Genomic DNA, 20,447 nt, shown 5'->3' with positions numbered 1-20,447 from the left:
GATCCTTCGGTTCCCTCAGGCGGCGAAGGCCAGGCAGTACTGGTCCCACGCGTCGCGGTCGACGACCTGGGCGAACGCGGGGTCGGGCGAGCCGCCGAAGCTGCGCTCCAGCGTCAGCGAGACGGACTTGCTGAAGAACAGGACCCTGACGCTGACCCGCAGCTCCCCCCGCCCCCAGACCGTGTTCGTCTCCGACTGGTAGGTGAGGGCCAGCTGGAACTCCACGGAGACGCTGACGATGCCGAGGACGGACAGGTGGCCCCCGCAGCGCAGGTAGCCGGCGAGGGAGACGCTGCCGTCGCCCTTCATGGAGAAGTAGATGCCGGCCATCAGGGAGACGCCGCCCTCGGCGATGCCGAGGTTCAGCGAGGCGCTGCCGCCGAACTCCAGGGCTCCCTCGATGAGTTCGATTGACGGGGGAACGTGCTCCAGCGCGCCGTCGGGTCCCTGCCGCACCGTGGGGCCGCGCACGCTGAGGGAGAAGAAGCCGCCGCCGGCGAAGGGCGCGATGCTCAGGTTGAACGGCTTGTGGCGCTCGGAGAAGGAGAAGCGGAAGCCGCAGGGGTCGGGGGTGAAGGGCACGGTCAGCTCGGCGCCCAGCACCACGTTGGTGAGACTGAACACGCCGAGCGGCAGGCCCGGCAGCGCCAGGGAGTAGCCGGCCCTGATGCCGCCGGGGGTGACGTCCACGAAGGAGCCGGGGCCGAAACCGTCCGTGGGCAGCAGCGAGCGCAGCTCGTTGACGAAGGAGAGGGGGCCGCGGAACCGCACGTCGAGGCCGCTCGCCGAGACGTCCGGCTTGGCGCCCGGCCGGCTGGTGAACGACAGCCGCTCGACGCCGACGGTGACGAGGCCGGCGATGTCGAGGGAGAAGTCGCGCAGCAGCCCGCTGACCCTGGAGTCGCGCTCCCCGGACGGGGAGACGGTGGTCGTCGCCTCCAGCGCGAGCGCGGCGTTCTCGACGTTGATGAGGGGGTTCTCGGGAGTGACCAGCTCGGGCGTCCAGACGTAGCGGATCACCCGGTTGAGGGAGGACGGGTCCTGGAAGGTCCGCAGGATCGGCACGGGCAGCGGCGTCCGGTTGCGGACCACCTCGCCCTTCACCTCCTCGAGCAGGGCGGCGACCCGTTCCTCGGCGAGCTCCCGGAACGCGTCGGGGGACGGCTCCGGGATGGCTCCCAGCAGGTCCCCGAGGGTCACCGAGCCGATGAGGCGTGCGGTGGCGAAGGCGTCCTTCAGCGCCGCGGCGGGGGCCTCGCCGGGGCTCGCGAGCTGGGAGGGCAACGGCCCGGCGAGGCTGGTGATCTCGGAGACGCCGACGTTGGGGGCCGCGATGCCGCCCGCGTTCTCCGCGCCGAAGGTGAGATCGACGCGCGGAGGCACGGGTGCCGCGCCGGGAGCCGGTTCCGCCTGCCCCAGGGTGAGGAACGTGCCCGAGGGGTGGAACTGGGGACCCGTCGCCAGATAGCCGTCGCTGAACCGGACGTCCTGCTCCCCCATGCCGGCCCCCATCGCCTCCAGGGCGGGCACCCGGACCCGCGCGTCCCTGACGACCGCCAGCGAGTGCAGCGGATGGCGTCCTGCCGGGTCCATGGCGAAGAACAGCGAGGTGACGGGCAGCGTGGTGGAGCCGGGGTTGCCCTCCGGGGGCACGCCCAGGGTCAGGGTCTGGCCCGCCAGGTCCGCGGTCCGGTCCTGCCGGGCCTGGGCGTTGTACTCGCCCGGCGCCAGGCCGACCTCGTTGATCCCGAAGAACATCAGCGGCAGGGTGAACGTCACCTGGTGGCCCTCGCGGTCGACGCCGACGAGGGTGAAGCGGTGGGGCTGGCCGCTCTCGTTCCTGGGGAGGAAGGGCCGGGAGGTGTCCTGGCTGACCTCGGGCGTCTTCAGGTCCGTGATCCGCAGGGAGACGAACGGCATCTGCCGGCCGTCGTTGGGGTAGCCGGCGGTCTGGGCGTCGTAGCGCATCTCCGGCTGGCGGACCGTGACGAACTCCGTCTGGCGCAGCCGGGCGACCGTGCCGGTGCCGCCGGGTGGGGTCACGAACTCCCGCCGGTAGGTCGTGACGAGGGCGGCGAGGTGGCCGGTGCACAGGTATCCGCGGTTGACCGTGCGGACGAAGTAGTCACGCCCGAGTCCCGCGTTGTGCGCGTACCCGAGGAGGCTCGACGCGGGCCAGCCGAGGGGCTGCGCGACGTGCGCCTCGGGGTACTCCTCCCACGAGCCGCGCATCCGGACCGTGGCGCCGAGCGGGGTGAGCATGAAGCGGTCGGCGTGCAGCGGCTGGGGGTCGTAGTCGTGGAACGGCGTCTCCGCGGGCAGGCCGAGCTCCTCCCTGACGGCCTCGACCTGCTCCGGGGGCGGGAGGGTACGGCCCACGGTGGTGAGGGTGACGATCTCCTGGAGCTCCTCCGGGCTCAGCGGTGTCCTGACGCCGCCGCGGTCGACCCGGCCGGTGGCCACCGCGCGGGCCCGCAGGTGGACCTCTCCGGTGCCGGCGGTGAGGTCCGTGCCGGCGTCGGGCGCGGGGGCGGGGGCGGGGCCGCACAGGTTGGCGTGCCAGAGCTCGGTGCGGCCCGTCTCGGAGGTGAACGGCTCCTTCCGCAGCTTCCAGGTGACCTCGCCCTCCGGGCCCAGAAGCAGCCGGGTCGGGAACTCGATGCTGGTCTCCCGCGTGCCCCGGAACCGCGGGGCCGCCCAGTCGAGGAGTTCGTCGAGGGCGAGGCCCAGGCCCTCGCGGTCGAGCGAGACGGTGAACGCCAGCTCGGTCGGGCCCGAGGCCCACGCCTCGGCGACGGCGTCGGGTTCCTCCCCGCTCTCGAAGAACCGCTCGGTCACGTGCTGCGGTGGGAGGCGGAAGACGAGCAGCACGGGCTCGCCGGATTGCTCCGGGAACAGACGCCCGTTCCGCAGGACGAGGTTCACGCACCTGACGGAGGCGAGGAACATGTCCTCCCGGCGGTGCAGACGGAGTTCGATCTCAGACACGGAATCTCCCGAGGGTCGGCTTCCGGGCGACCTCTCCTCGAAATTTTTACTCCGCGCGGCGGCGGACGCATCCCGGGAGAAAATCCCGGTCCTCGTGGTGCGGAATGTGTCCTTCGCGTCACTTTTCGTCGGGAGAAGAACATGCGCGACGTTCGGCTGTTCCCGAACCCGACGCGCTCTCGCGCTGTCCGAACGGGAAACATCGCCGGATTGTCGGCCGCCGCGTCGTCACGGATTCGGTCGACGCCGAGGAGTCCCCCCGCGGCGTGTCGCGTCCTCGCGGACCACTTTCCACGTTTCATTTCCGCCTTTCGAGCATAAAGGCGCGGAGTTTCGGTACACGGACGACACGGTTCACCGGCGACGGACCCGTCGGTGTTCGCGAGCCCGGGACGGAGAGGACCATGAAGGCACTGCAGTACCGCACGATCGGCGCCGCCCCCGAGGTGGTCACGGTTCCCGACCCCGAGCCCGGCCCCGGCCAGGTGGTGCTCAGGGTCAGCGCGGCCGGCGTGTGCCACTCGGACATCGCCGTGATGGGCTGGTCCGCGGAGGACTATCCGTACGGGCTGCCGTTGACGCTCGGCCACGAGGGCGTCGGCACGGTGGCGGCGGTGGGCCCCGGCGTCACCTCGCTGCCGATCGGCGCCCCGGTGGCCGTGTACGGCCCCTGGGGCTGCGGATCGTGCGTGAAGTGCGCGGAGGGCAGGGAGAACTACTGCCTGCGGGCCGCCGAGCTCGGCATCTTCCCGCCCGGCCTCGGCGCCCCCGGCGCCATGGCCGAGTACATGGTGGTGGACGACCCGCGTCACCTGGTCCCGATCGACGGCATGGACCCGGTGGCCACGGTGCCGCTGACGGACGCCGGCCTGACGCCGTACCACGCCGTGAAGCGCTCGCTGGGCACGCTGGCGCCCGGCACCACGGCCGTGGTGATCGGCACCGGAGGACTCGGGCACGTGGCGATCCAGCTGCTGCGCGCGCTGACCTCGGCCCGGGTGGTGGCGCTGGACGTCAGCGAGGACAAGCTGGAACTGGCCCGCACGGTCGGGGCGCACGAGGTGGTGCTGTCCGACGCGAACGCCGCGGCACGGGTCATGGAGCTCACCGGTGGCCGCGGCGCCCAGGGCGTCTTCGACTTCGTCGGCGTCGAGCCGACCGTGCGGATCGCGGCCGGTGTGGCGTCGGTCGAGTCCGACGTGACGATCGTCGGCGTCGGCGGCGCCGGGCTGCCCGTCGGGTTCGGCCTGCTCCCGTTCGAGGTCAACGTCACCGCGCCGTACTGGGGGACGCGCTCGGAGCTGATCGAGGTGCTCGAACTCGCCAGGTCCGGCGCGATCTCCGTGCACACCGAGACGTTCGGCCTCGACGACGCGCCCCTGGCCTACGAACGGCTGCACGCCGGCAGGATCAACGGCCGCGCCGTCATCCTCCCCAACGGCTGACCGCCCGGCAGGGCCGGCCGGGCACGGGGGGTCAGCGGTCCGCGCCGGTCGCCAGGGGCGCGTCGCTGACCGCCGCCGGCTCCGCCGGCCTGCGGGTGGCGCGTCCGCCGCGGGAGAGCCTGGCGCTCACGTTCACCCGCCTGCTGAGCCGGTAGAGCGTCAGCGGGCTGCCGCTGACCATCTCCTTGTAGCGGACGGCCCACGTCCCCCGCAGGTACCAGCGGCGCGGGCTGTCGTCGGCGTGCGTGAACTGGATGACCGCGTCCCGCCGCCCGAGGCTGACGGGCTGGTGGACGTAGCCGAACCGGAACGGCTTCACCCTCCTGCCGCGCAGCCCGCGCACGATGGCGTCGGCGGCGTGCTGCGCGGTGGGCAGTCCGCTCTGGCAGGTGCCGTGGATCTGCCCCCACCCCTGGCGTACGGCGGCGGCGTCGCCGATCGCGTACACCTCCGGGTGGGACACCGACCTGAGCCCGGCGTCCACGACGACCAGGCCGCGGTCGTCGGTCGCGAGGCCGGACTCGGCGGCGAGTCCCGGCGCCCGCACGCCGGTGGTCCACAGCGTGAGCCCGGAGGGGAGCCGTTCGCCGCCGGCGAGGGCGACCGCGTCGGGCAGCACCTCGGTGACGGTCACGCCGGCGCGGACGGTCACGCCGAGCCGGTTCAGCGAACGGTGCAGGTGGGCGCGGGCCCGCTCGCCCATCATGGCGCCGGGCTCGTTCCTGCTGACGAGGGTGACCCGCAGCCCCGGGTGGCTCTCGGCGATCTCGGCCGCGGCCTCGACGCCGGTCAGGCCGCCGCCGCAGACCGTCACGTCGCCGCCGGTCACGGCCAGTTCGGCGAACCGGGTGGCGAGGCCGTGCGCGGCGCGCGGGTCGTCGAGCGTCGCGGCGTGTTCGGCGGCGCCGGGGACACGGCGGGTGTCGGTGCCGCTGCCGAGGGCGTAGACCAGGGTGTCGTAGGGGAGCACGGCCGGTTCGGGCCGCCCGACGTCGACGGTGACACCGCGCGCCCGGAGGTCGATCGCGGTGGCCCGACCCTCGACGAACGTCACGCCGGTGCCGGCCAGCAGCTCGGGAATGCGGTGGTCGGCCAGTTCCTGGCCCGCCGCGATCTGGTGCATCCGCAGCCGCTCGGTGAACCGGGCCGACGGGTTGACCAGCGTGATCCGGGTGCCCAGCCGACGGGTGCGGCGGGCCAGGCGGACCGTGGCCATCATGCCGGTGTAGCCGGCGCCGAGGACGACGATGCGGTGGCGGTCCTTCATCTCACTCACTCCGGTGTTCGTCACGAGAGGGGAACGCCCAGGGGACAGGTGAGCCGACGGAAACGTGACACCCGGCGGGGAACGTCGCCGTGGTCCGCGTCACGCCCGGCCCCGCGACGCCTCGGACGGCCGCTCCCGCGCTGACTACAGTGGTCGCTGTGAGCGATCCCCTTCGAGTCCGGGCCGGTGACAGGCCCCGTGCCGCCGCGCAGGATCTGTCACCGGCGCTGTTCGGCGTGGGCGGCGAGGGCTGGCTGCCCGTCACCACGGGCGAGTCGGGCGCCGCCGTCTTCCGCAGCGCGGACGGCGCCCGCTACGCCAAGTGCGTGCCTCCCGCGGACGCGGCCGGCCTCGAAGCCGAGCGCGACCGGGTCGCCTGGCTGGAGGGCCGGGGCGTCCCGGGCCCCCGGGTGCTCGACTGGCGCCCCGGGGAGGCGGGGGCCTGCCTGGTGACCCGCGCCGTCGCCGGCGTGTCCGCCGACCGGGTGCCGGCCGACGAGCTGTGGGCCGCGTGGGGATCGGTCGCGGACGCCGTCCGCCGGCTGCACGAACTGCCGGTGGAGCACTGCCCGTTCCGCAACGGCGTGGACGCCATGGTCGCCCTCGCCCGCGACGTCGTCGCCCGCGACGCGGTCAACCCGGAGTTCCTCCCGGTCGAGCACCAGCACACGCCCGCCGAGCGGCTGCTGGCCGACCTCCTCCCGCACCTCCCGAGGCGACGCGAGGAGGAGGCCGCCGACACGGTCGTCGGCCACGGCGACCTGTGCCTGCCCAACATCGTCCTCGACCCGCGCACCCGGGAGGTCGCCGGCTTCGTCGACCTGGGCCGTCTGGGGCTGGCCGACCGCCACGCCGACCTGGCGCTGCTGCTCACCAACGCGCGCGAGACGTGGCGGGACGAGGCGCGGGCGCGCGCCGCGGACGCGGCGTTCGCCGAGCGGTACGGCCGGGTCCCCGACGCCGACCGGCTGCGTTTCTACCTCCTCCTCGACCCCCTCACCTGGGGCTGAGCGGCCTCCCGCGCGCGGCGTTCCCGCGCCACGGCGGAGTCGTCGCACGCGCCCGTCACCGCCACGGCCGGTCACCGCGACCGGCCGGGCGGCGCCGTTCGGTGATCGTCACTCGTCTTCCTGGCAGCCCGCGGATCTTCATCTGTCCGCCGTGCCCCGGCCATGCGGCCCGACCAGCATCGGCCCGGATTCGCACCAATGCCAGGAGTACCACATGGCTTCACACCACAGACCGTCCGTCGACGGCCCGAGCGGACCGACCGGTGCGCGCGGCCCGCGGCGGCGTTCCCTCCTCCAGGCCGCCGGCGTCAGCATGGGCGCCCTGCTCGCCGGCGCCGGGCTCGCCGGCCAGGCCGAGGCCGCCGGCGGCGCGCCGCGGCTGCGGGAGGACCCGTTCCGTCTCGGCGTCGCCAGCGGGGAACCGGCCGAGGACGGCTGCGTCCTGTGGACCCGCCTCGCCCCCGCGCCGCTGGCCGACGACGGACACGGCGGCATGCCCCTGGCCGGGTACGACGTGCGGTGGCAGATCGCCGAGGACGAGGGGTTCCGCCGCGTCGTGCGCTCGGGCTCCGCGATCGCCCTGCCCGAACTCGGCCACTCCGTCCACGTGACGGTCCGCGGCCTGCGGCCGGGGCGGCACTACTTCTACCGCTTCCGCGCCCAGGACCACCTCAGCCCCGTCGGCCGGTTCCGCACCGCGCCCCACCACCGCGACGCCGGCGGCTCGTTCACCTTCGCCACCGCCTCCTGCCAGGCCTGGTACCACGGCTACTTCTCGGCCTACCGCGACCTGGTCGCCCACGACCCCGACGTCGTCTTCTTCCTCGGGGACTACGTCTACGAGTACGGCATCACCAGCTCCACCATGTGGCGCGCCGCGCCCCTGCCGGGTCCGCGCCACGAGATCGAGACCAGCACGCTGGCCGACTACCGGGTGCGGTACGGGCTGTTCAAGTCCGACCCCGACCTCCAGGCGGCGCACGCCGCGGCGGCCTGGGTCCTCACGCCCGACGACCACGAGGTCCAGAACGACTACGGCGACGGGCGCTCGTACTACGGCCTGTCCGAGGAGGACTTCCTGCTGCGCCGCGCCGTCGCGTACCGGGCGTACTACGAGAACTGCCCGCTGCCGCCGCTCGCGCTGGCCGACGGCCCCGACAGCCGCCTGCACCGCCGGCTGAGCTACGGCGGCCTGGCCACCCTCCACGTCCTCGACGCCCGCCAGTACCGCGACCCGAAGCCCACCACCACCGAGGAGCAGTACGCGCCGGAGCGCACCATGCTCGGCGCGGCACAGGAGCGGTGGCTCCACGACGGCCTGCGCTCCTCCCGCGCCCGCTGGAACCTGCTGTTGCAGCAGGTCGGCATGGTGAGGGTGACGGAGAGCCGGATCGACCAGTGGGACGGCTACCCGGCGGCCCGGCAGCGGCTGCTCGACGTCCTCGGCGAGCCGGGTGTGGCGCCGAGCGTGGTGTTCACCGGCGACTGCCACCGCTCCATCGCCGGCGACCTGCTCGCGGACTTCTCCGACCCCGGGTCGGCCGTCGTCGCCAGCGAGTTCCTCGGCACCTCGATCGCCTCGGACGGGGACGGCGCCCCCACCGACAACTACACCCGCGACTGGATGCAGCACCCCTGGATGACGTTCTACGACGGCCGCCGCGGCCACGTCCGCGGCACCGTCGACGCCGGCGCGGTCACGACCGAGTACCGGGCCGTGCCCTACGTCCGCGCCGACGCCGGCGCGGCCGGCATGTCCCTCGCACGGTTCCGGGTCGAGGCCGACCGCCCCGGCATGCAGAAGGTGAGCTGACGACCCATGAGCCCGAGCAGCCTGGCGCGTCCGACGCGCGGCACCCTCGACCGCCGCCCCGCCTCCGGCACGGTCGGCGGCCTCACCGCCACGGGCGGCCTCGCCACCGTGGAGCTGGCCTGGGACCCCTACGAGCGGCGGCTGGTGGACCACTACGAGGTCCACCTCCTGGCGGACTCCGGGGCGACCACCCTGCTGACCCGCACCCTCTACCCGCACGCCACCCACCGGGTGGGTCCCGAGGCCCGCACCCGGCGCTACACCGTGGTCGCGGTCGTCGACTCCGGCGCCCGCACCCGGCCGGCGCGCGCCGTCGCGGGCACCAACCTGCGGTCGGTGGCCGCGAGCCGCGTCGTGGCGCGGGTCGGCGCGTTCGACCACAGGGGGCTGGAGTTCGCGCTCTCGCCGAACCTCAGCGCCCAGTACCTGACGGCCTTCCCCGACGACGTCGACTACCACCACGGCACCTCGACGCCCGGCCGCGACTGGTGCTACCTCCACCCCGGACCGAGCGACGCGTGGGCCGGCCGCAGGGAGCACACGTTCCGGCTGCGGTTCTCGCTGGACGCGGCGCCGGAGCGGGACCTCGCGTTCGCCCTGTGGCTGACCGACTCCCACGCCACCGCCGCGGGGGCCGCCGAGCTGGCGGTCAACGGGCGCCCCGTGCGCACGCTGACGTTCGCGGGCGGAGCCACCCGTGGCTCGCTGGAGGGCGACGCCACCCGGCCCGGCTCCCCGCTCAGGCCGTCGTACTACGAGTTCCCGCTGCCGGCGGACGCCTTCACGGCCGGGGAGAACGTGCTGGCGCTGCGGAAGACCAGCGGGTCGTGGATCGCCTACGACGCGGTGGGGGTCTTCGAGCAGCCGTGACCCGAGCGTGGGTGCCGGGGGGCGCGGGTGAGGGACGGGGACGCACGGCGGGCCGCGCACCGCGACGGGCCGCCGGACGCCCCCCACCCCCTCGCCCGTCGTCACCGGCGCCAGCCGCGGCTTCGGGCGGGCCATCGCCGCCGCGCTCGTCGCCGCGGGCAGCGGCGTCGTCGGCCTCGCCCGCGACGAGAGGGAGCTGCGCGCCGCCGCCGACGCGATCGGCGAGGGCTTCACGGCCGTCGCCGCCGACGCCACCGACGACGCCCTCGCGCGGGAGGTGATCCGCGCCCACCGCCCCGGCCTGCTCGTCCTCAACGCCGGGGCCGTGCCGCACATGGCTCCCCTCCACGAACAGAGCTGGGAGACCTTCAGCCGCACCTGGCACGTCGACACCCGGCATGTCTTCGCCTGGGTCCGGGCGGCGCTGCGCGAGCCGCTGCCGCCGGGGAGCGTGGTCGTCGCGGTCTCCAGCGGCGCCGCCCTGGGCGGGTCCGTGCTGAGCGGCGGGTACGCCGGCGCCAAGGCGGGCGTCCGGTACATCTGCCAGTACGCGGCCGACGAGTCGCGGCGGGCGGGACTCGGCGTCCGCTTCGTCACCCTGTTCCCGCAGCTGTCGCCGGACACCGGCATCGGCTCGACCGCGGTAGCGGCCTACTCCGCCCGCCAGGGCGTCGACCGCGACACCTTCGTCGACCGGATGCGGCCGGCCCTCACCCCGCACCAGCTCGCGCGGGCCGTCGTGGACCTCGCGGCGGACCCCGACAGCGCGCCGGAGTACGTGGTCAGCGGCGCCGGCCCGCGCCCGGTCGGCTGAGGCGTCGCGCCGTGCACCTCACCGGACCACCGCCCGGAGACGCCGGGCCCGCCGCGCACCCCGAGTTCGCCGCCCTCACCGAACCGTTCCGCCCCGAGCTGCTCGCGCACTGCTACCGGCTCCTCGGCTCGATCCACGACGCCGAGGACCTGGTGCAGGAGACCTACCTGCGGGCCTGGCGCGCCTTCGGTGGCTTCGAGGGCCGCTCCACGGTGCGGAGATGGCTGTACAAGATCGCCACCATGGCCTGCCTGACGGCGCTGGAGACGCGTGCCCGGCGGCCTCTCCCCTCGGGTCTCGGCGCGCCGTCGCAGGACCACCGGGTGGCCGTGGCGCCCGGCGAGCGGTCGGTGCCGTGGCTCCAGCCCGCGCCCGACGCCCTGTTCGGCGGCGACGACCCGGCGGCGGTGGTGGCCGGCAGGAGCGGGGTGCGGCTCGCCTTCGTCGCCGCGCTCCAGTACCTGTCGGCCCGACAGCGCGCCGTGCTGACGTTGCGTGACGTGCTGGCGTTCACGACGGTCGAGGTCGCCGGGATGCTGGAGACGACCGAGGCGGCCGTCGACAGCGCGCTGCGCCGCGCGCGGGCCCGCCTGGCGGAGGCCGGGCCGGTCGCGGACGACCTGGCCGAGCCGGACGAGGGCGTCCGGCGCGCCCTCCTCGACGGCTACGTCGACGCCTTCGTCCGGGCGGACGCCGACGCGTTGGTGAGCCTGCTGCGGGCCGACGTCGAGCTGGAGATGCCGCCGATCCCGACCTGGTTCAGCGGCAGGGAGGCGGTCGTCGGCTTCCTGGCCCGCCGGGTCCTGCGCCGCGACCGGTGGCGGCTGGTGCCGACCCGGGCCAACGGCCAGCCCGCCGCCGTCGCCTACCAGCACGCGGGCGACGGCCGGTACGAGGCGCTCGAAGTGGTGGTGCTGACCCTCGTCGGGGGGCGGATCGGCCGCGTCACGGCGTTCCACGACCCGGGCCTGGTGCCGTTGTTCGGCCTCGCGCCCGCGCTAGCGACCTGAGTGGGGCCACGGCCCGCCCCCGCGTCACCACCCCTCGTCACGACACCCACGGAAGGTGCGCGTGAGGGCCCGCCGCGCGGCGCACGGCCGCAGGGACAGGAGCAGCCTCGTCCTGGCCAGGCTGTTCCTGGGAACCGTCGTCCTGGGCGGTGCGGAGCTGCTCGCCTCCGGGCGGCCACGGCGGTGGGCTCGTTCGCCGGCGGCCGAACCGGCGTGACCCGCCCCGGGGGGCGCCCGCGACGGCGCACGAGGGTACGGTCCGTGCGCCGGGCCCTCCGCTGCCGGGCCGTCCGTTGGTGACCGTGAACTCCCTCGCGTCCATCGGGCAACAGCCAGCGACACGGCTGACGACGGACGTCGCCGGCGGCGAAACGAGGAACGTGTGACCGATCCACCCACCGACACCGACCCCCCTGCCGATGACGGCGCCGTCATCGACGCCTCCCGGGACCAGCCCGAGGCGTTCGCCCAGCTGTACGACCGGTACGCGGCGGACATCCACCGCTACGTCGCGCGCCGCCTCGGCCACAGCGTCGTGGACGACATCACGGCGGAGACCTTCCTGACCGCCTTCCGTACCCGCCACCGGTACGACACGAGCAGGCCCAACGCCCGGCCGTGGCTGTACGGCATCGCCGCGAACCTCATCGGCCGGCACCGCCGCTCCGAGGTCAGGTCGCTGCGGGCGCTCGCCCGGACCGGGGCCGACCCCGTCGCGGAGTCCTGGACGGACTCGGCGGACCAGCGCCTCGCCGCCCAGGCGGCGCACCGGCCGCTGGCCGCGGCGCTCGCCTCGCTCTCGGCACGGGACCGGCACGTGCTGCTGCTCGTCGCCTGGGCGGACCTGAGCTACCAGGAGGTCGCCGACGCGCTCTCCATCCCGATCGGCACCGTCCGTTCCCGGCTCAACCGCGCGCGACGCGTGGTGCGCAGGGCCCTGGGCGGTGTGGATCCGACCCTCGCCACCGAGGAGCTGCGCTCCTCCCGATCCTGTGCCGGTACCGGTACCGGCACCAGCTCCAGCGCCCAGGAGGCGATCAGTCATGGATGAGATGACATCGGTGCGCTCGCTCCGCGACGACGTCCCCGCTCCCGACCGGGCGCGTCTGGACCCCGGCCGCCACCTGCTGCTCAACGCCGCCGCCGGCGGGCCGACGCGCCGCCGCTCCCCCCGGGTCGCCTGGCGGCTCAGCGTGATCGGGGCCACGGCGGCCGTCGTGGCGACCGTCGTCGTCGCGACCCAGCTCGGAGCGTCGGGCGGGCCGGCTCCGCAGCGGCCACCGTTGGGCGACGCCACCGCCCTGCTGGCGTTGGCGGCGGACACGGTCGAGCGCAACGACGTGACCGAGCCGCGCCCGCGCCAGTGGATCTACGAGCGGTCCCTGCTCAGGCTCGGCGACTGTAGCCACCAGCAGCACGAGGACACCGAACTGCTCTACCCCTCGGTCGACGGCATGGTCGACCCCTGCGACCAGCCCCACAACACCATCGAACAGGAGGACTGGATCCGGTTCGACGGCGAGAAGGGCGCCGGCTGGGGATACCTGGAGAACGAGGAGAACCCGCCCTTCCGCGTCCACGACATGGACCTGGACGGGGACGAGCGGACGCCGCAGGAGTTCTACGAGCTGATGTCCTCGCTGCCGACCGAGGACCCCGAGGCGCTGCTCGCGACGCTGCGGGAGCGCAGCGTCATCCACCCCGGCGGGGCGTCGCAGGCGGAGCGGGACTTCACGGAGATGAGGATCCTGTTCGAGACGGCGTACGTCTTCCCGCCGGAGGTCCAGGCGGCGCTGTACCGCGCGCTGGCGACCGTTCCGGGCGTCGAGGTCGCCGACCACCTCGTCGAGGACCTGGCGGGGCGCAGCGCCGTCGCCGTCACCTTCGTCACCGACTCGTTCAACGGCAGGGTCAGGCACGAACTGCTGCTCGACCCGGAGACCTACGCCTACCTGGGCGAACGCAGCGTCGCGGCGGAGGACTTCGTCGAGCCGGTCACCGACGTGGAGCGGCGGGAGGGCGACCTCATCACGAGCACCGCCGTGCTCGAAACGGTCGTCACCGACGAGGCCGAGCCGATGCGCTGACGCGCGACGGCGTCCGCGCCGGTGCGCAGCACGACGAGACCGGGCCCCGTCCAGCACGGCTGGCGGGGCCCGGTCCACGCCGTGTCGTGGCGCGTCGTGCCGTCGCGTGCTCCGGTGGCAGCCCCGCCCGTGCGCGTCGAGGTGCTCAGAACTCCTCGAGCCGGCGTGTCAGGAACCGTCGCTCCGGTGTCGAGGTGGCCAGCGCGAGGGCGCGGCGGTAGGCCGCCCGCGCCTCGTCGTCGCGTCCGAGGCGCCGCAGCAGCTCGCCGCGCGTCGAGTGGTAGTAGAGGTAGGCGTCGAGGTCGAGGCGGTCGACGGCGCGCAGGGCCTCGGCGGGCTCGCCGGCCTGGGCCAGCGCCGCGGCGCGGTTGAGTTCGACGACGGGTGACCCGGTGAGCTCGACCAGCCGCCGGTAGAGCTCGGCGACGCGCGGCCAGTCGATCGGCACGCGGGTCTGGAGCGAGGCGATGGCGGCCTGCACGACGTAGGGGCCGCGTCCGCCGAGCGCGATCGCCCGGTCGAGGGCGGCCCGCCCGGCCGCGATCCGGTCGAGGTCCCACAGCGAACGGTCCTGGTCCTCCAGCAGCACCAGGTCGTCGCCGGAGAACCGGGCGCGGCGCCGGGCGTGGTGGAGCGTCATCAGGGCCAGCAGGCCGTGGGCTTCGGGCTGCTCGGGCATCAGCGCGGCGAGCACGTTCCCCAGCCGGATGGCCTCGGCGCCGAGGTCGACCCGGCCGCTGTAGCCCTCGTTGTAGATCAGGTAGACGACGGCCAGCACGGCGTCGAGGCGGTCGGGCAGCCGGTGCGCGTCGGGGACGGCGAACGGGATGCCGGTCGCCCTGATCTTGGCCCTGGCGCGGGTCAGGCGGCGCTTCATGGTCTCCTCGGAGACGAGGAACGCCCGCGCGATGTCGGCGGTCGCGAGGCCGCCGAGCGCCCGCAGCGTGAGCGCGACCTGACCCTCCAGCGGCAGCGCGGGGTGACAGCAGGTGAAGATCAGTTCGAGCCGTTCGTCCTTGATCGTCGCGTCGGCGACCGTGTCGTCGAACTCGTCCATGAGTGCCTCGGGCACCGCGAGCAGGTGGATCTTCTCGGCCAGGGTGCGTTCCCGGCGGATGCGGTCGATCGCACGCCGGCGGGCCGTCGTCGTCAGCCACGCGCCGGGGTTGCGCGGCACGCCGGACGCGGGCCACCGCTCCGACGCGATCGCGAACGCCTCCTGCGCCGCCTCCTCGGCCCGGTCGAAGTCGCCGAGGAACCCGACGAGCGAGGCCAGGACCCGGCCCCACTCCTCCCGGAAGACCTCCTCCAGCACGGTCAGCCCCGCATCACCGGCCTGACCTCCACGGTGCCACCGAACCGGGTGGCCGGAAGCCGCGCCGCCAGGTCGGCCGCCTCGTCGAGGTCGGCCGCCTCCACCAGGCAGAAGCCGCCGAGCACCTCCTTGGTGTCCGCGAACGGCCCGTCGGTCATCAGCGTGCGGCCGCCGACGACGCGCACGCTGGTCGCCATCTCGGTGGGCTGGAGCTGTGCGGCGACCAGACACCGGGGGTCCTCGGCGAAGGCGAGGTACTCCGCGACCGCCGCCTCGCGCTCGGCGTCGTCCAGCGCCTCGAACGTGCCGGGCTCGGAGTAGATCATCAGGGCGTACCGCATCGCGACCTCCTGGGAAACAGGCTCTTCGCCGTACGACGAACGAGCGGCGGCGCGGGGGACACCGGCGTCCCCCCCATCTTGCCCAACCCCTCCCGCCGTCGGGCGGTCGGCTCCGCCCCACCGTTCGTCAGGACGCCAGGGCACCGCGGGACGCCAGGGCGTCAGGGCGTCAGGGCCCTCGCCCGAGCCGTCGTCAACTCCCGCCCGACCTGTCGGGCGGGAAGGAGATGGACACGACGACGCCCATGAACAGCCCGACGAGGGCGCCCGTCAGCCCGCCGCCCACGATGCCGGCCACGCCGTGGGGGCTGCCCGCCACGACGCCGGCCGCCACGCCCAGCAGGCCCACGACGACGCCGAGGGCGACGAGACGTCGGCGCTTCCTGGCCTCGCAGGCGGCGCAGCCGACGAGGTCCTGATGTCTCGGGTTGTACCGCGTGCCGCACCGCGCGCACGTCGTCCAGGCCCGCCGCTCGGCCTCGGCGAGCATCTCCAGGTACCGCCTGGTCTTCTCCGCGCAGACGGGGCAGAGCTCGGGGTGCTCCCGGTCGTGGGCCACGGTGGCGGGATACGAGCTGCCGCACCTGGCGCACCGACGGCGTCCGTCGCGCGTCTCCACGCGCCGTCACCGCCCGCGGGAGCGGGGAGCGTCGCCGGCCGGCCCGTCGCCGTCCCCCGTGGTCCGTCCGGTCATGGCCCACCCCCGCCTTCGTGTCGCCCGTGTCTTCCAGCATGCCCGACGGGGCGGGGGGACGGCGCCGAACGGGTGCCGGTCCCCGAGCGTGCCGGACCGGTGGTGTCTACGCGCCGGTGAACCGGGCCTTGCCCGGGCCGTCCTCGACGAAGCTGCGCATGCCGCGCTCGCGGTCCTCGGTGGCGAACAGGCTGGCGAACCAGGCGCGTTCCAGGGCCAGACCCGCGTCGAGGTCGGTCTCCAGGCCGGCGTCGACGCACTCCTTCGCGGCGCGCAGGGCGAGCGCCGGGCCGCGGGCGAGGCGGGAGGCCCAGGCGTGCGCCGCGTCGTAGACCTCGGCGGGGGGCACGACGCGGTCGACGAGGCCGATGGCGAGGGCCTCCTCGGCACCCACCATGCGGCCGGTGAAGATGAGGTCCTTGGCCCGTGAGGGGCCGACGAGGCGGGCCAGGCGCTGGGTGCCGCCCGCACCGGGGATGAGGCCGAGCAGGATCTCGGGCTGGCCGAGCCGGGCGTCGGCGGCGGCGATCCGGTAGTCCGCGCAGAGCGCCAACTCGCAGCCGCCGCCCAGCGCGTACCCGGTGACGGCGGCGACGACGGGCTTGGGGAGGCGGGCGAGGGCGGTGAACGCGTCCTGGAGCGGCCGGGACCGCGCGACCATCGCCGCGTGGTCCATGTCCTGCATCTCCTTGATGTCGGCGCCGGCCGCGAACACCTTCTCGCCGCCGTAGAGGATGACGGCGCGCACGTCGTCCCTGTCGGCGACCTCGTCGGCCAGCTCGCGGAGCCGGTCCTGCGCGGCGATGTCCAGCGCGTTCATCGGCGGGCGGTCGAGACGGATGGTGCCGACGCCGTCCGCGACGTCGAGTCGGGTGGTCATGGCGGGCTCCTCAGCTGTCGAAGTCGACGGTGAGCGCGTCGGACGCGGGGTAGGACTGGCAGCTCAGAACGTACCCCTCGGCGACCTCGGCCGGTTCGAGGGCGAAGTTGCGGCGCATGTCCACCCGGCCCTCGCGGACCAGGGCGCGGCAGGTGCCGCACACGCCGCCCTTGCAGGCGAACGGCAGGTCGGGGCGGACGCGCTGGGCGCCGTCGAGGACGGAGCGGTGGCGGGGCAGGGACGCGGTGGTGGTGCGGCCGTCGAGGACCACCGTGACGCGGCTGGCCGGCCCCTCGGTGTGGTCCTCGGCGTGCCTGAGGGTGTGGGCCGGCTCGTCGTCGGCGTGGAAGAGCTCCTGGTGGACGCGGTCGCGGGGCACGCCGAGGTCGGCCAGGACGCGGCGGGCGGCGCGGGCCATGCCGTCGGGGCCGCACAGCCACCAGTGGTCGGCGCGCTCGACGTCGACGAGCGCCTCGACGAGGGCCGCGAGGCGCGCCGCGTCGAGGCGGCCGGTGAGCAGCTCGGCCTCGCGGGGTTCGCGGGAGAGGACGTGCGCGAGCTGGAACCGGGCCGGGTGGAGGTTCTTCAGGTCCGCGAGTTCCTCGGCGAACATGACGGTGGCGGTGCGGCGGTTGCCGTACAGGAGCGTCACCTGCGCATCGGGGTGGGCGGCCAGGACGGACGTGGCGATGGACAGCATCGGGGTGACGCCGGATCCGGCGGCCACGAGGACGTGGCGGGCGGGTGTGCCGAGCTCCGGGGTGAAACGGCCCGTCGGCGGCATGGCCCGCACGGTGTCGCCCGGCCGCAGCTCGCGCACCAGCCAGGTGGAGAACAGGCCGCCGGGCACGAGGCGCACCGCGATGCGCAGGGGGGCGCCGGCGGCGGCGCAGATGGAGTAGGAGCGGCGCTCGTCGCGCCCGTCGACCTCGCGGCGCAGCGTGAGGGCCTGGCCCGGTCGGAAGGCGAACTCCTCGGCCCTCTCCTCCGGCACGTCGAAGGTGACCGCCACGGCGTCCTCGCACAGCGGCTCCACGTGGGCCACCCGCAGGGTGTGGAAGGCGGTGCGGCGGCGGGAGTGGCGGGCGGCGGGGACGGTGGGGACGGCGGTCATTCAGAACTCCTTGACGTGCTCGAACGGCTCGCGGCACGAGCGGCAGTGCCACAGGTCCCGGCAGGGCGTGGCGGAGAACGGCGAGGTCTGCCGCGTGTCGGTCGCGTGGCAGCGGGGGCAGGGCGGCGGCGCGGCGCGGCGGGTGGGCGAGAGCGTCAGCGGGAGGGGACGGCCCGGTCCCGGTCCGCCTCCGGGTGGCTCGGGGTGGGGGGCGGCGGGCCCCGGCGGCGCGATGCCGTGCTCGGCGAGCTTGCGGCGCCCGGCCGCGGTGATCCAGTCGGTCGTCCACGGCGGGGCCAGCGCCGTGCGGACCGCGACGCGGGGGAAGCCCGCGGCGCGCAGCCGCCGGTCCACCGCGGCCCGCATCTCCGCCACGGCGGGGCAGCCGCTGTAGGTGGGGGTGAGGGTGGCGACCACCGTGCCGTCGGGGTCGATCGCCACCTGCCGCAGGACGCCGAGCTCCTCGATGGTGAGCATCGGCAGTTCGGGGTCGGTGACCTCGCGCGCCGCGCGCCGCGCCCGGTCGAGCGCCTCCCCGTCGTTCACGCGGTCCGCACCGTCCACCCGGTCCACGCTCACCACACCCCGTCCGGGTGGGCGCGGCGGACGCTCTGCAACTCCTCCAGCAGCGGCGCCAGGTGGGGGGTGTGGCGCCCCTCGCGACCGCGCCATCCGGCGGGGGCGGCGCGCGGCGCGGTGATCCCGGCCGCCTCGCAGACCCGGTCCAGGGCGGTCGTCACCTCCGCGCGGACGCGCGCGGTGTCGACGCCGAGCGGGTGTGGCGCGGCGAGGAGTTCCTCCAGGTGGGGCGCGACCCCGGCGACGCCGCGCAGCATGCGGCGGCGGGACGTCGTGGTGCCGTCGCCCAGGCGCACCACCCAGCCGGCGGCGTGGTCGCGGTGGTAGGTCAGCTCCTTGACGCCCTTGGCCGCGATCGCCGCGAGCACCGGGTCGGGGCAGGCGGCGAGCTGGTCCAGCAGGGCCAGGCGCCAGCAGGACAGCGCCAGCAGCCGCGCCATGGAGAAGGCGAAGTCCCCGCCGGGCAGTTCGGCGAGCGTGACGTTGCGGAACTCCGCCGGACCGCGGGCGTAGGCGTAGTGGTCCTCGCCCCGGCCGCTGCCGTCGGCCTGTCCCGTCCTCGCGTACAGCAGGCGCGCCTGGCCGAGGAGGTCGAGGCCGATGTTGGCCAGGGCCACCTCCTCCTCCAGCTCCGGGGCGCGGGTGCACCACTCGGCCAGGCGCTGGGCGCTGACCAGGGCGTCGTCGCCGAGGGCCAGGCAGGCCTCCGCCAGGGCGGCGGCGTCGACGCCGTCGGGCACGCGCGTGTCGACGCCGTGCAGCGGGTCGGCGAAGCCGGTGCCGAACGCCCAACGGTCGTCGCCGCCCGGGTGTTCCTCCGTCAGGGACAGGTACACGTGGTCGTCGCTCATGGCCGGTCCTAGATGTGCGGGACGTCGTCGGGGATGTCGTAGAAGGTGGGGTGGCGGTAGACCTTGTCGCCGCTGGGGTCGAAGAAGGGGTCCTTCTCGTCGGGCGCGGAGGCGGTGATGTCCGCGCTGCGCACGACCCAGACGCTCACGCCCTCGTTGCGGCGGGTGTACACGTCGCGGGCGTGGGTGAGGGCCATGCGGGGGTCGGCGGCGCGCAGCGAGCCGACGTGGACGTGGTTGAGTCCGCGCTTGCCGCGCACGAACACCTCGTACAGCGGCCAGTTCGCGTTGGTGGCGGTCACGGGGTGGCTCCTTTCGGGGTCCGGGCGTCGGTTCGCGCGGTGCCGGCCGCGTGCCGGGCCGCCCGTCTGGCGGCGTGGGCGGCGGCGGCCTCGCGCACCCAGGCGCCCTCCTCGTGGGCGTGCCGGCGCCGGGCGATCCGCTCGGCGTTGCGGGGCCCGTCGCCCCGGATCACGCGCCGCAGCTCGGAGAAGTCGGGGGTGCCGAAGTCGTGGCGGCCCCGCTCCTCGTTCCAGCGCAGCTCGGGGTCGGGGAGGGTGACGCCGAGCCGCGTCGCCTGCGGGACGGTCATGTCGACGAACCGCTGGCGCAGCTCGTCGTTGGAGTGCCGCTTGATCTTCCACGCCATGGAGGCGGCGGAGTTCGGGGAGTCGTGGTCGGGCGGTCCGAACATCATCAGCGAGGGCCACCACCAGCGGTTCACCGCGTCCTGCACCATCTCCCGCTGCGCGTCGGTGCCGCGCATCATCGTCAGCAGCAGCTCGTAGCCCTGCCGCTGGTGGAAGGACTCCTCCTTGCAGATGCGGACCATGGCCCGCGCGTAGGGGCCGTAGGAGCTGCGGCACAGCGGCACCTGGTTGCAGATCGCCGCGCCGTCGACGAACCAGCCGATGACGCCGACGTCCGCGAACGACAGGGTGGGGTAGTTGAAGATCGAGGAGTACTTCTGGCGGCCGTCGAGGAGACGGTCCGTCAGGTCCGTGCGGTCGGCGCCGAGTGTCTCGGCCGCCGCGTACAGGTACAGCCCGTGGCCCGCCTCGTCCTGCACCTTCGCGAGGAGGATGGCCTTGCGGCGCAGCGAGGGCGCCCGGGTGATCCACTCGCCCTCGGGCTGCATGCCGATGATCTCGGAGTGCGCGTGCTGGGCGATCTGCCGGACCAGCGTCGAGCGGTAGCCCTCGGGCATCCAGTCCCGTGGCTCGATCCGCTGGTCGCGCGCGAGGGTGGCGTCGAAGTGGCGCTGGAGCTCCGCCGTGCCGGGTGGGGCCGCGCCGGAGCCGGGAGCGGAGGAGGGGGTGGGGGCGTGCGGGGAGGCGGGGCTGGGGGCGGGGGTGCCGGTCATCGGCCC

18 protein-coding genes and 1 pseudogene are annotated in these 20,447 nt (G+C 74.8%); 8 read left to right on the top strand and 11 right to left on the bottom strand.

Features of this window, described 5'->3' with window-relative positions; translation table 11 throughout:
- Nucleotides 1-15: 15 nt before the first annotated feature.
- Entirely contained in the window at nucleotides 16-2,988 is a 2,973-nt protein-coding gene (locus tag ACTWP5_RS28970; RefSeq protein ID WP_443224116.1) for a hypothetical protein, read from the bottom strand.
- Between the two features lie 404 nt (nucleotides 2,989-3,392).
- On the opposite strand from ACTWP5_RS28970, the gene ACTWP5_RS28965 reads away from it, so the two are divergent.
- Nucleotides 3,393-4,433, top strand: coding sequence for an NAD(P)-dependent alcohol dehydrogenase (locus ACTWP5_RS28965; RefSeq protein WP_443224115.1), 1,041 nt, complete (start codon nucleotides 3,393-3,395; stop codon nucleotides 4,431-4,433).
- A gap of 31 nt (nucleotides 4,434-4,464) precedes the next feature.
- On the opposite strand, the gene ACTWP5_RS28960 is transcribed toward ACTWP5_RS28965, so the two are convergent.
- Nucleotides 4,465-5,700, bottom strand: a complete 1,236-nt coding sequence (locus ACTWP5_RS28960; protein WP_443224139.1) for an NAD(P)/FAD-dependent oxidoreductase — start codon at nucleotides 5,698-5,700, stop codon at nucleotides 4,465-4,467.
- 215 nt (nucleotides 5,701-5,915) lie between these two features.
- Between ACTWP5_RS28960 and ACTWP5_RS28955 the strand changes: the two genes are divergently transcribed.
- The 7 genes and pseudogenes from ACTWP5_RS28955 to ACTWP5_RS28925 all read left to right on the top strand — a co-directional run bounded on the left by ACTWP5_RS28955 (nucleotide 5,916) and on the right by ACTWP5_RS28925 (nucleotide 13,304).
- A complete protein-coding gene (locus ACTWP5_RS28955) occupies nucleotides 5,916-6,710 on the top strand; it encodes an APH(3'') family aminoglycoside O-phosphotransferase (RefSeq protein ID WP_443224138.1) in 795 nt (264 codons plus the stop codon).
- Between the two features lie 214 nt (nucleotides 6,711-6,924).
- Nucleotides 6,925-8,523, top strand: a complete 1,599-nt coding sequence (locus tag ACTWP5_RS28950) for an alkaline phosphatase D family protein (RefSeq protein WP_443224114.1) — start codon at nucleotides 6,925-6,927, stop codon at nucleotides 8,521-8,523.
- Between the two features lie 6 nt (nucleotides 8,524-8,529).
- Nucleotides 8,530-9,393 (top strand): polysaccharide lyase family protein, encoded by an 864-nt coding sequence (locus ACTWP5_RS28945; RefSeq protein WP_443224113.1) that lies wholly within the window; start codon nucleotides 8,530-8,532, stop codon nucleotides 9,391-9,393.
- A 109-nt stretch (nucleotides 9,394-9,502) separates the two neighbouring features.
- Nucleotides 9,503-10,207: pseudogene (locus ACTWP5_RS28940) on the top strand (SDR family oxidoreductase); the annotation flags it as partial.
- 11 nt (nucleotides 10,208-10,218) lie between these two features.
- Nucleotides 10,219-11,217, top strand: a complete 999-nt coding sequence (locus ACTWP5_RS28935) for an RNA polymerase subunit sigma-70 (RefSeq protein WP_443224112.1) — start codon at nucleotides 10,219-10,221, stop codon at nucleotides 11,215-11,217.
- A gap of 382 nt (nucleotides 11,218-11,599) precedes the next feature.
- A complete protein-coding gene (locus tag ACTWP5_RS28930) occupies nucleotides 11,600-12,268 on the top strand; it encodes an RNA polymerase sigma factor (protein ID WP_443224111.1) in 669 nt (222 codons plus the stop codon).
- Nucleotides 12,261-13,304, top strand: coding sequence for a CU044_5270 family protein (locus ACTWP5_RS28925; RefSeq protein WP_443224110.1), 1,044 nt, complete (start codon nucleotides 12,261-12,263; stop codon nucleotides 13,302-13,304). The genes ACTWP5_RS28930 and ACTWP5_RS28925 overlap by 8 nt, the downstream gene beginning before the upstream one ends.
- Nucleotides 13,305-13,449: 145 nt before the next feature.
- On the opposite strand, the gene ACTWP5_RS28920 is transcribed toward ACTWP5_RS28925, so the two are convergent.
- The 9 genes from ACTWP5_RS28920 to paaA form a co-directional block, all read right to left on the bottom strand.
- Entirely contained in the window at nucleotides 13,450-14,619 is a 1,170-nt protein-coding gene (locus tag ACTWP5_RS28920) for an RNA polymerase sigma factor (RefSeq protein WP_443224109.1), read from the bottom strand.
- 2 nt (nucleotides 14,620-14,621) lie between these two features.
- Nucleotides 14,622-14,960 carry a YciI family protein gene (locus ACTWP5_RS28915; protein ID WP_443224108.1) on the bottom strand — a complete coding sequence of 113 codons (339 nt, stop codon included), beginning with the start codon at nucleotides 14,958-14,960 and terminating at the stop codon, nucleotides 14,622-14,624.
- A 193-nt stretch (nucleotides 14,961-15,153) separates the two neighbouring features.
- Nucleotides 15,154-15,519: a hypothetical protein gene (locus ACTWP5_RS28910; RefSeq protein ID WP_443224107.1), complete on the bottom strand. Its 366-nt coding sequence runs from the start codon at nucleotides 15,517-15,519 to the stop codon at nucleotides 15,154-15,156.
- 241 nt (nucleotides 15,520-15,760) lie between these two features.
- On the bottom strand, nucleotides 15,761-16,534 hold the full coding sequence (locus tag ACTWP5_RS28905) for an enoyl-CoA hydratase/isomerase family protein (protein WP_443224106.1): 774 nt from the start codon (nucleotides 16,532-16,534) through the stop codon (nucleotides 15,761-15,763).
- Between the two features lie 10 nt (nucleotides 16,535-16,544).
- A complete protein-coding gene (paaE, locus tag ACTWP5_RS28900) occupies nucleotides 16,545-17,648 on the bottom strand; it encodes a 1,2-phenylacetyl-CoA epoxidase subunit PaaE (protein WP_443224105.1) in 1,104 nt (367 codons plus the stop codon).
- Nucleotides 17,649-18,194, bottom strand: a complete 546-nt coding sequence (gene paaD / locus ACTWP5_RS28895; RefSeq protein ID WP_443224104.1) for a 1,2-phenylacetyl-CoA epoxidase subunit PaaD — start codon at nucleotides 18,192-18,194, stop codon at nucleotides 17,649-17,651. It abuts the gene before it with no gap.
- A 29-nt stretch (nucleotides 18,195-18,223) separates the two neighbouring features.
- Nucleotides 18,224-19,078, bottom strand: coding sequence for a 1,2-phenylacetyl-CoA epoxidase subunit PaaC (paaC, locus tag ACTWP5_RS28890; RefSeq protein ID WP_443224103.1), 855 nt, complete (start codon nucleotides 19,076-19,078; stop codon nucleotides 18,224-18,226).
- A gap of 8 nt (nucleotides 19,079-19,086) precedes the next feature.
- Nucleotides 19,087-19,380, bottom strand: a complete 294-nt coding sequence (gene paaB, locus ACTWP5_RS28885; protein ID WP_443224102.1) for a 1,2-phenylacetyl-CoA epoxidase subunit PaaB — start codon at nucleotides 19,378-19,380, stop codon at nucleotides 19,087-19,089.
- Nucleotides 19,377-20,441: a 1,2-phenylacetyl-CoA epoxidase subunit PaaA gene (gene paaA, locus ACTWP5_RS28880; protein WP_443224137.1), complete on the bottom strand. Its 1,065-nt coding sequence runs from the start codon at nucleotides 20,439-20,441 to the stop codon at nucleotides 19,377-19,379. Before paaA ends, paaB begins: the two co-directional genes overlap by 4 nt.
- Nucleotides 20,442-20,447 lie beyond the last annotated feature (6 nt).

The sequence above is a fragment of the Streptomyces sp. 4N509B genome (genome assembly GCF_052245655.1).
GTDB lineage: Bacteria > Actinomycetota > Actinomycetes > Streptomycetales > Streptomycetaceae > Streptomyces.
The sequence above is the reverse complement of the archived record's forward strand: the minus strand, read 5'-3'. Positions and strand labels throughout refer to the sequence as shown.

Bases quoted from the DNA above. Each gene is read 5' to 3' on its own strand.
- ACTWP5_RS28945 (WP_443224113.1), top strand. From the start codon at position 8,530: ATGAGCCCGAGCAGCCTGGCGCGTCCGACGCGCGGCACCCTCGACCGC.
- paaC (WP_443224103.1), bottom strand. From the start codon at position 19,078: ATGAGCGACGACCACGTGTACCTGTCCCTGACGGAGGAACACCCGGGC.
- ACTWP5_RS28915 (WP_443224108.1), bottom strand. From the start codon at position 14,960: ATGCGGTACGCCCTGATGATCTACTCCGAGCCCGGCACGTTCGAGGCG.
- paaE (WP_443224105.1), bottom strand. From the start codon at position 17,648: ATGACCGCCGTCCCCACCGTCCCCGCCGCCCGCCACTCCCGCCGCCGC.
- paaA (WP_443224137.1), bottom strand. From the start codon at position 20,441: ATGACCGGCACCCCCGCCCCCAGCCCCGCCTCCCCGCACGCCCCCACC.
- ACTWP5_RS28925 (WP_443224110.1), top strand. From the start codon at position 12,261: ATGGATGAGATGACATCGGTGCGCTCGCTCCGCGACGACGTCCCCGCT.
- ACTWP5_RS28965 (WP_443224115.1), top strand. From the start codon at position 3,393: ATGAAGGCACTGCAGTACCGCACGATCGGCGCCGCCCCCGAGGTGGTC.
- ACTWP5_RS28950 (WP_443224114.1), top strand. From the start codon at position 6,925: ATGGCTTCACACCACAGACCGTCCGTCGACGGCCCGAGCGGACCGACC.
- ACTWP5_RS28905 (WP_443224106.1), bottom strand. From the start codon at position 16,534: ATGACCACCCGACTCGACGTCGCGGACGGCGTCGGCACCATCCGTCTC.
- ACTWP5_RS28960 (WP_443224139.1), bottom strand. From the start codon at position 5,700: ATGAAGGACCGCCACCGCATCGTCGTCCTCGGCGCCGGCTACACCGGC.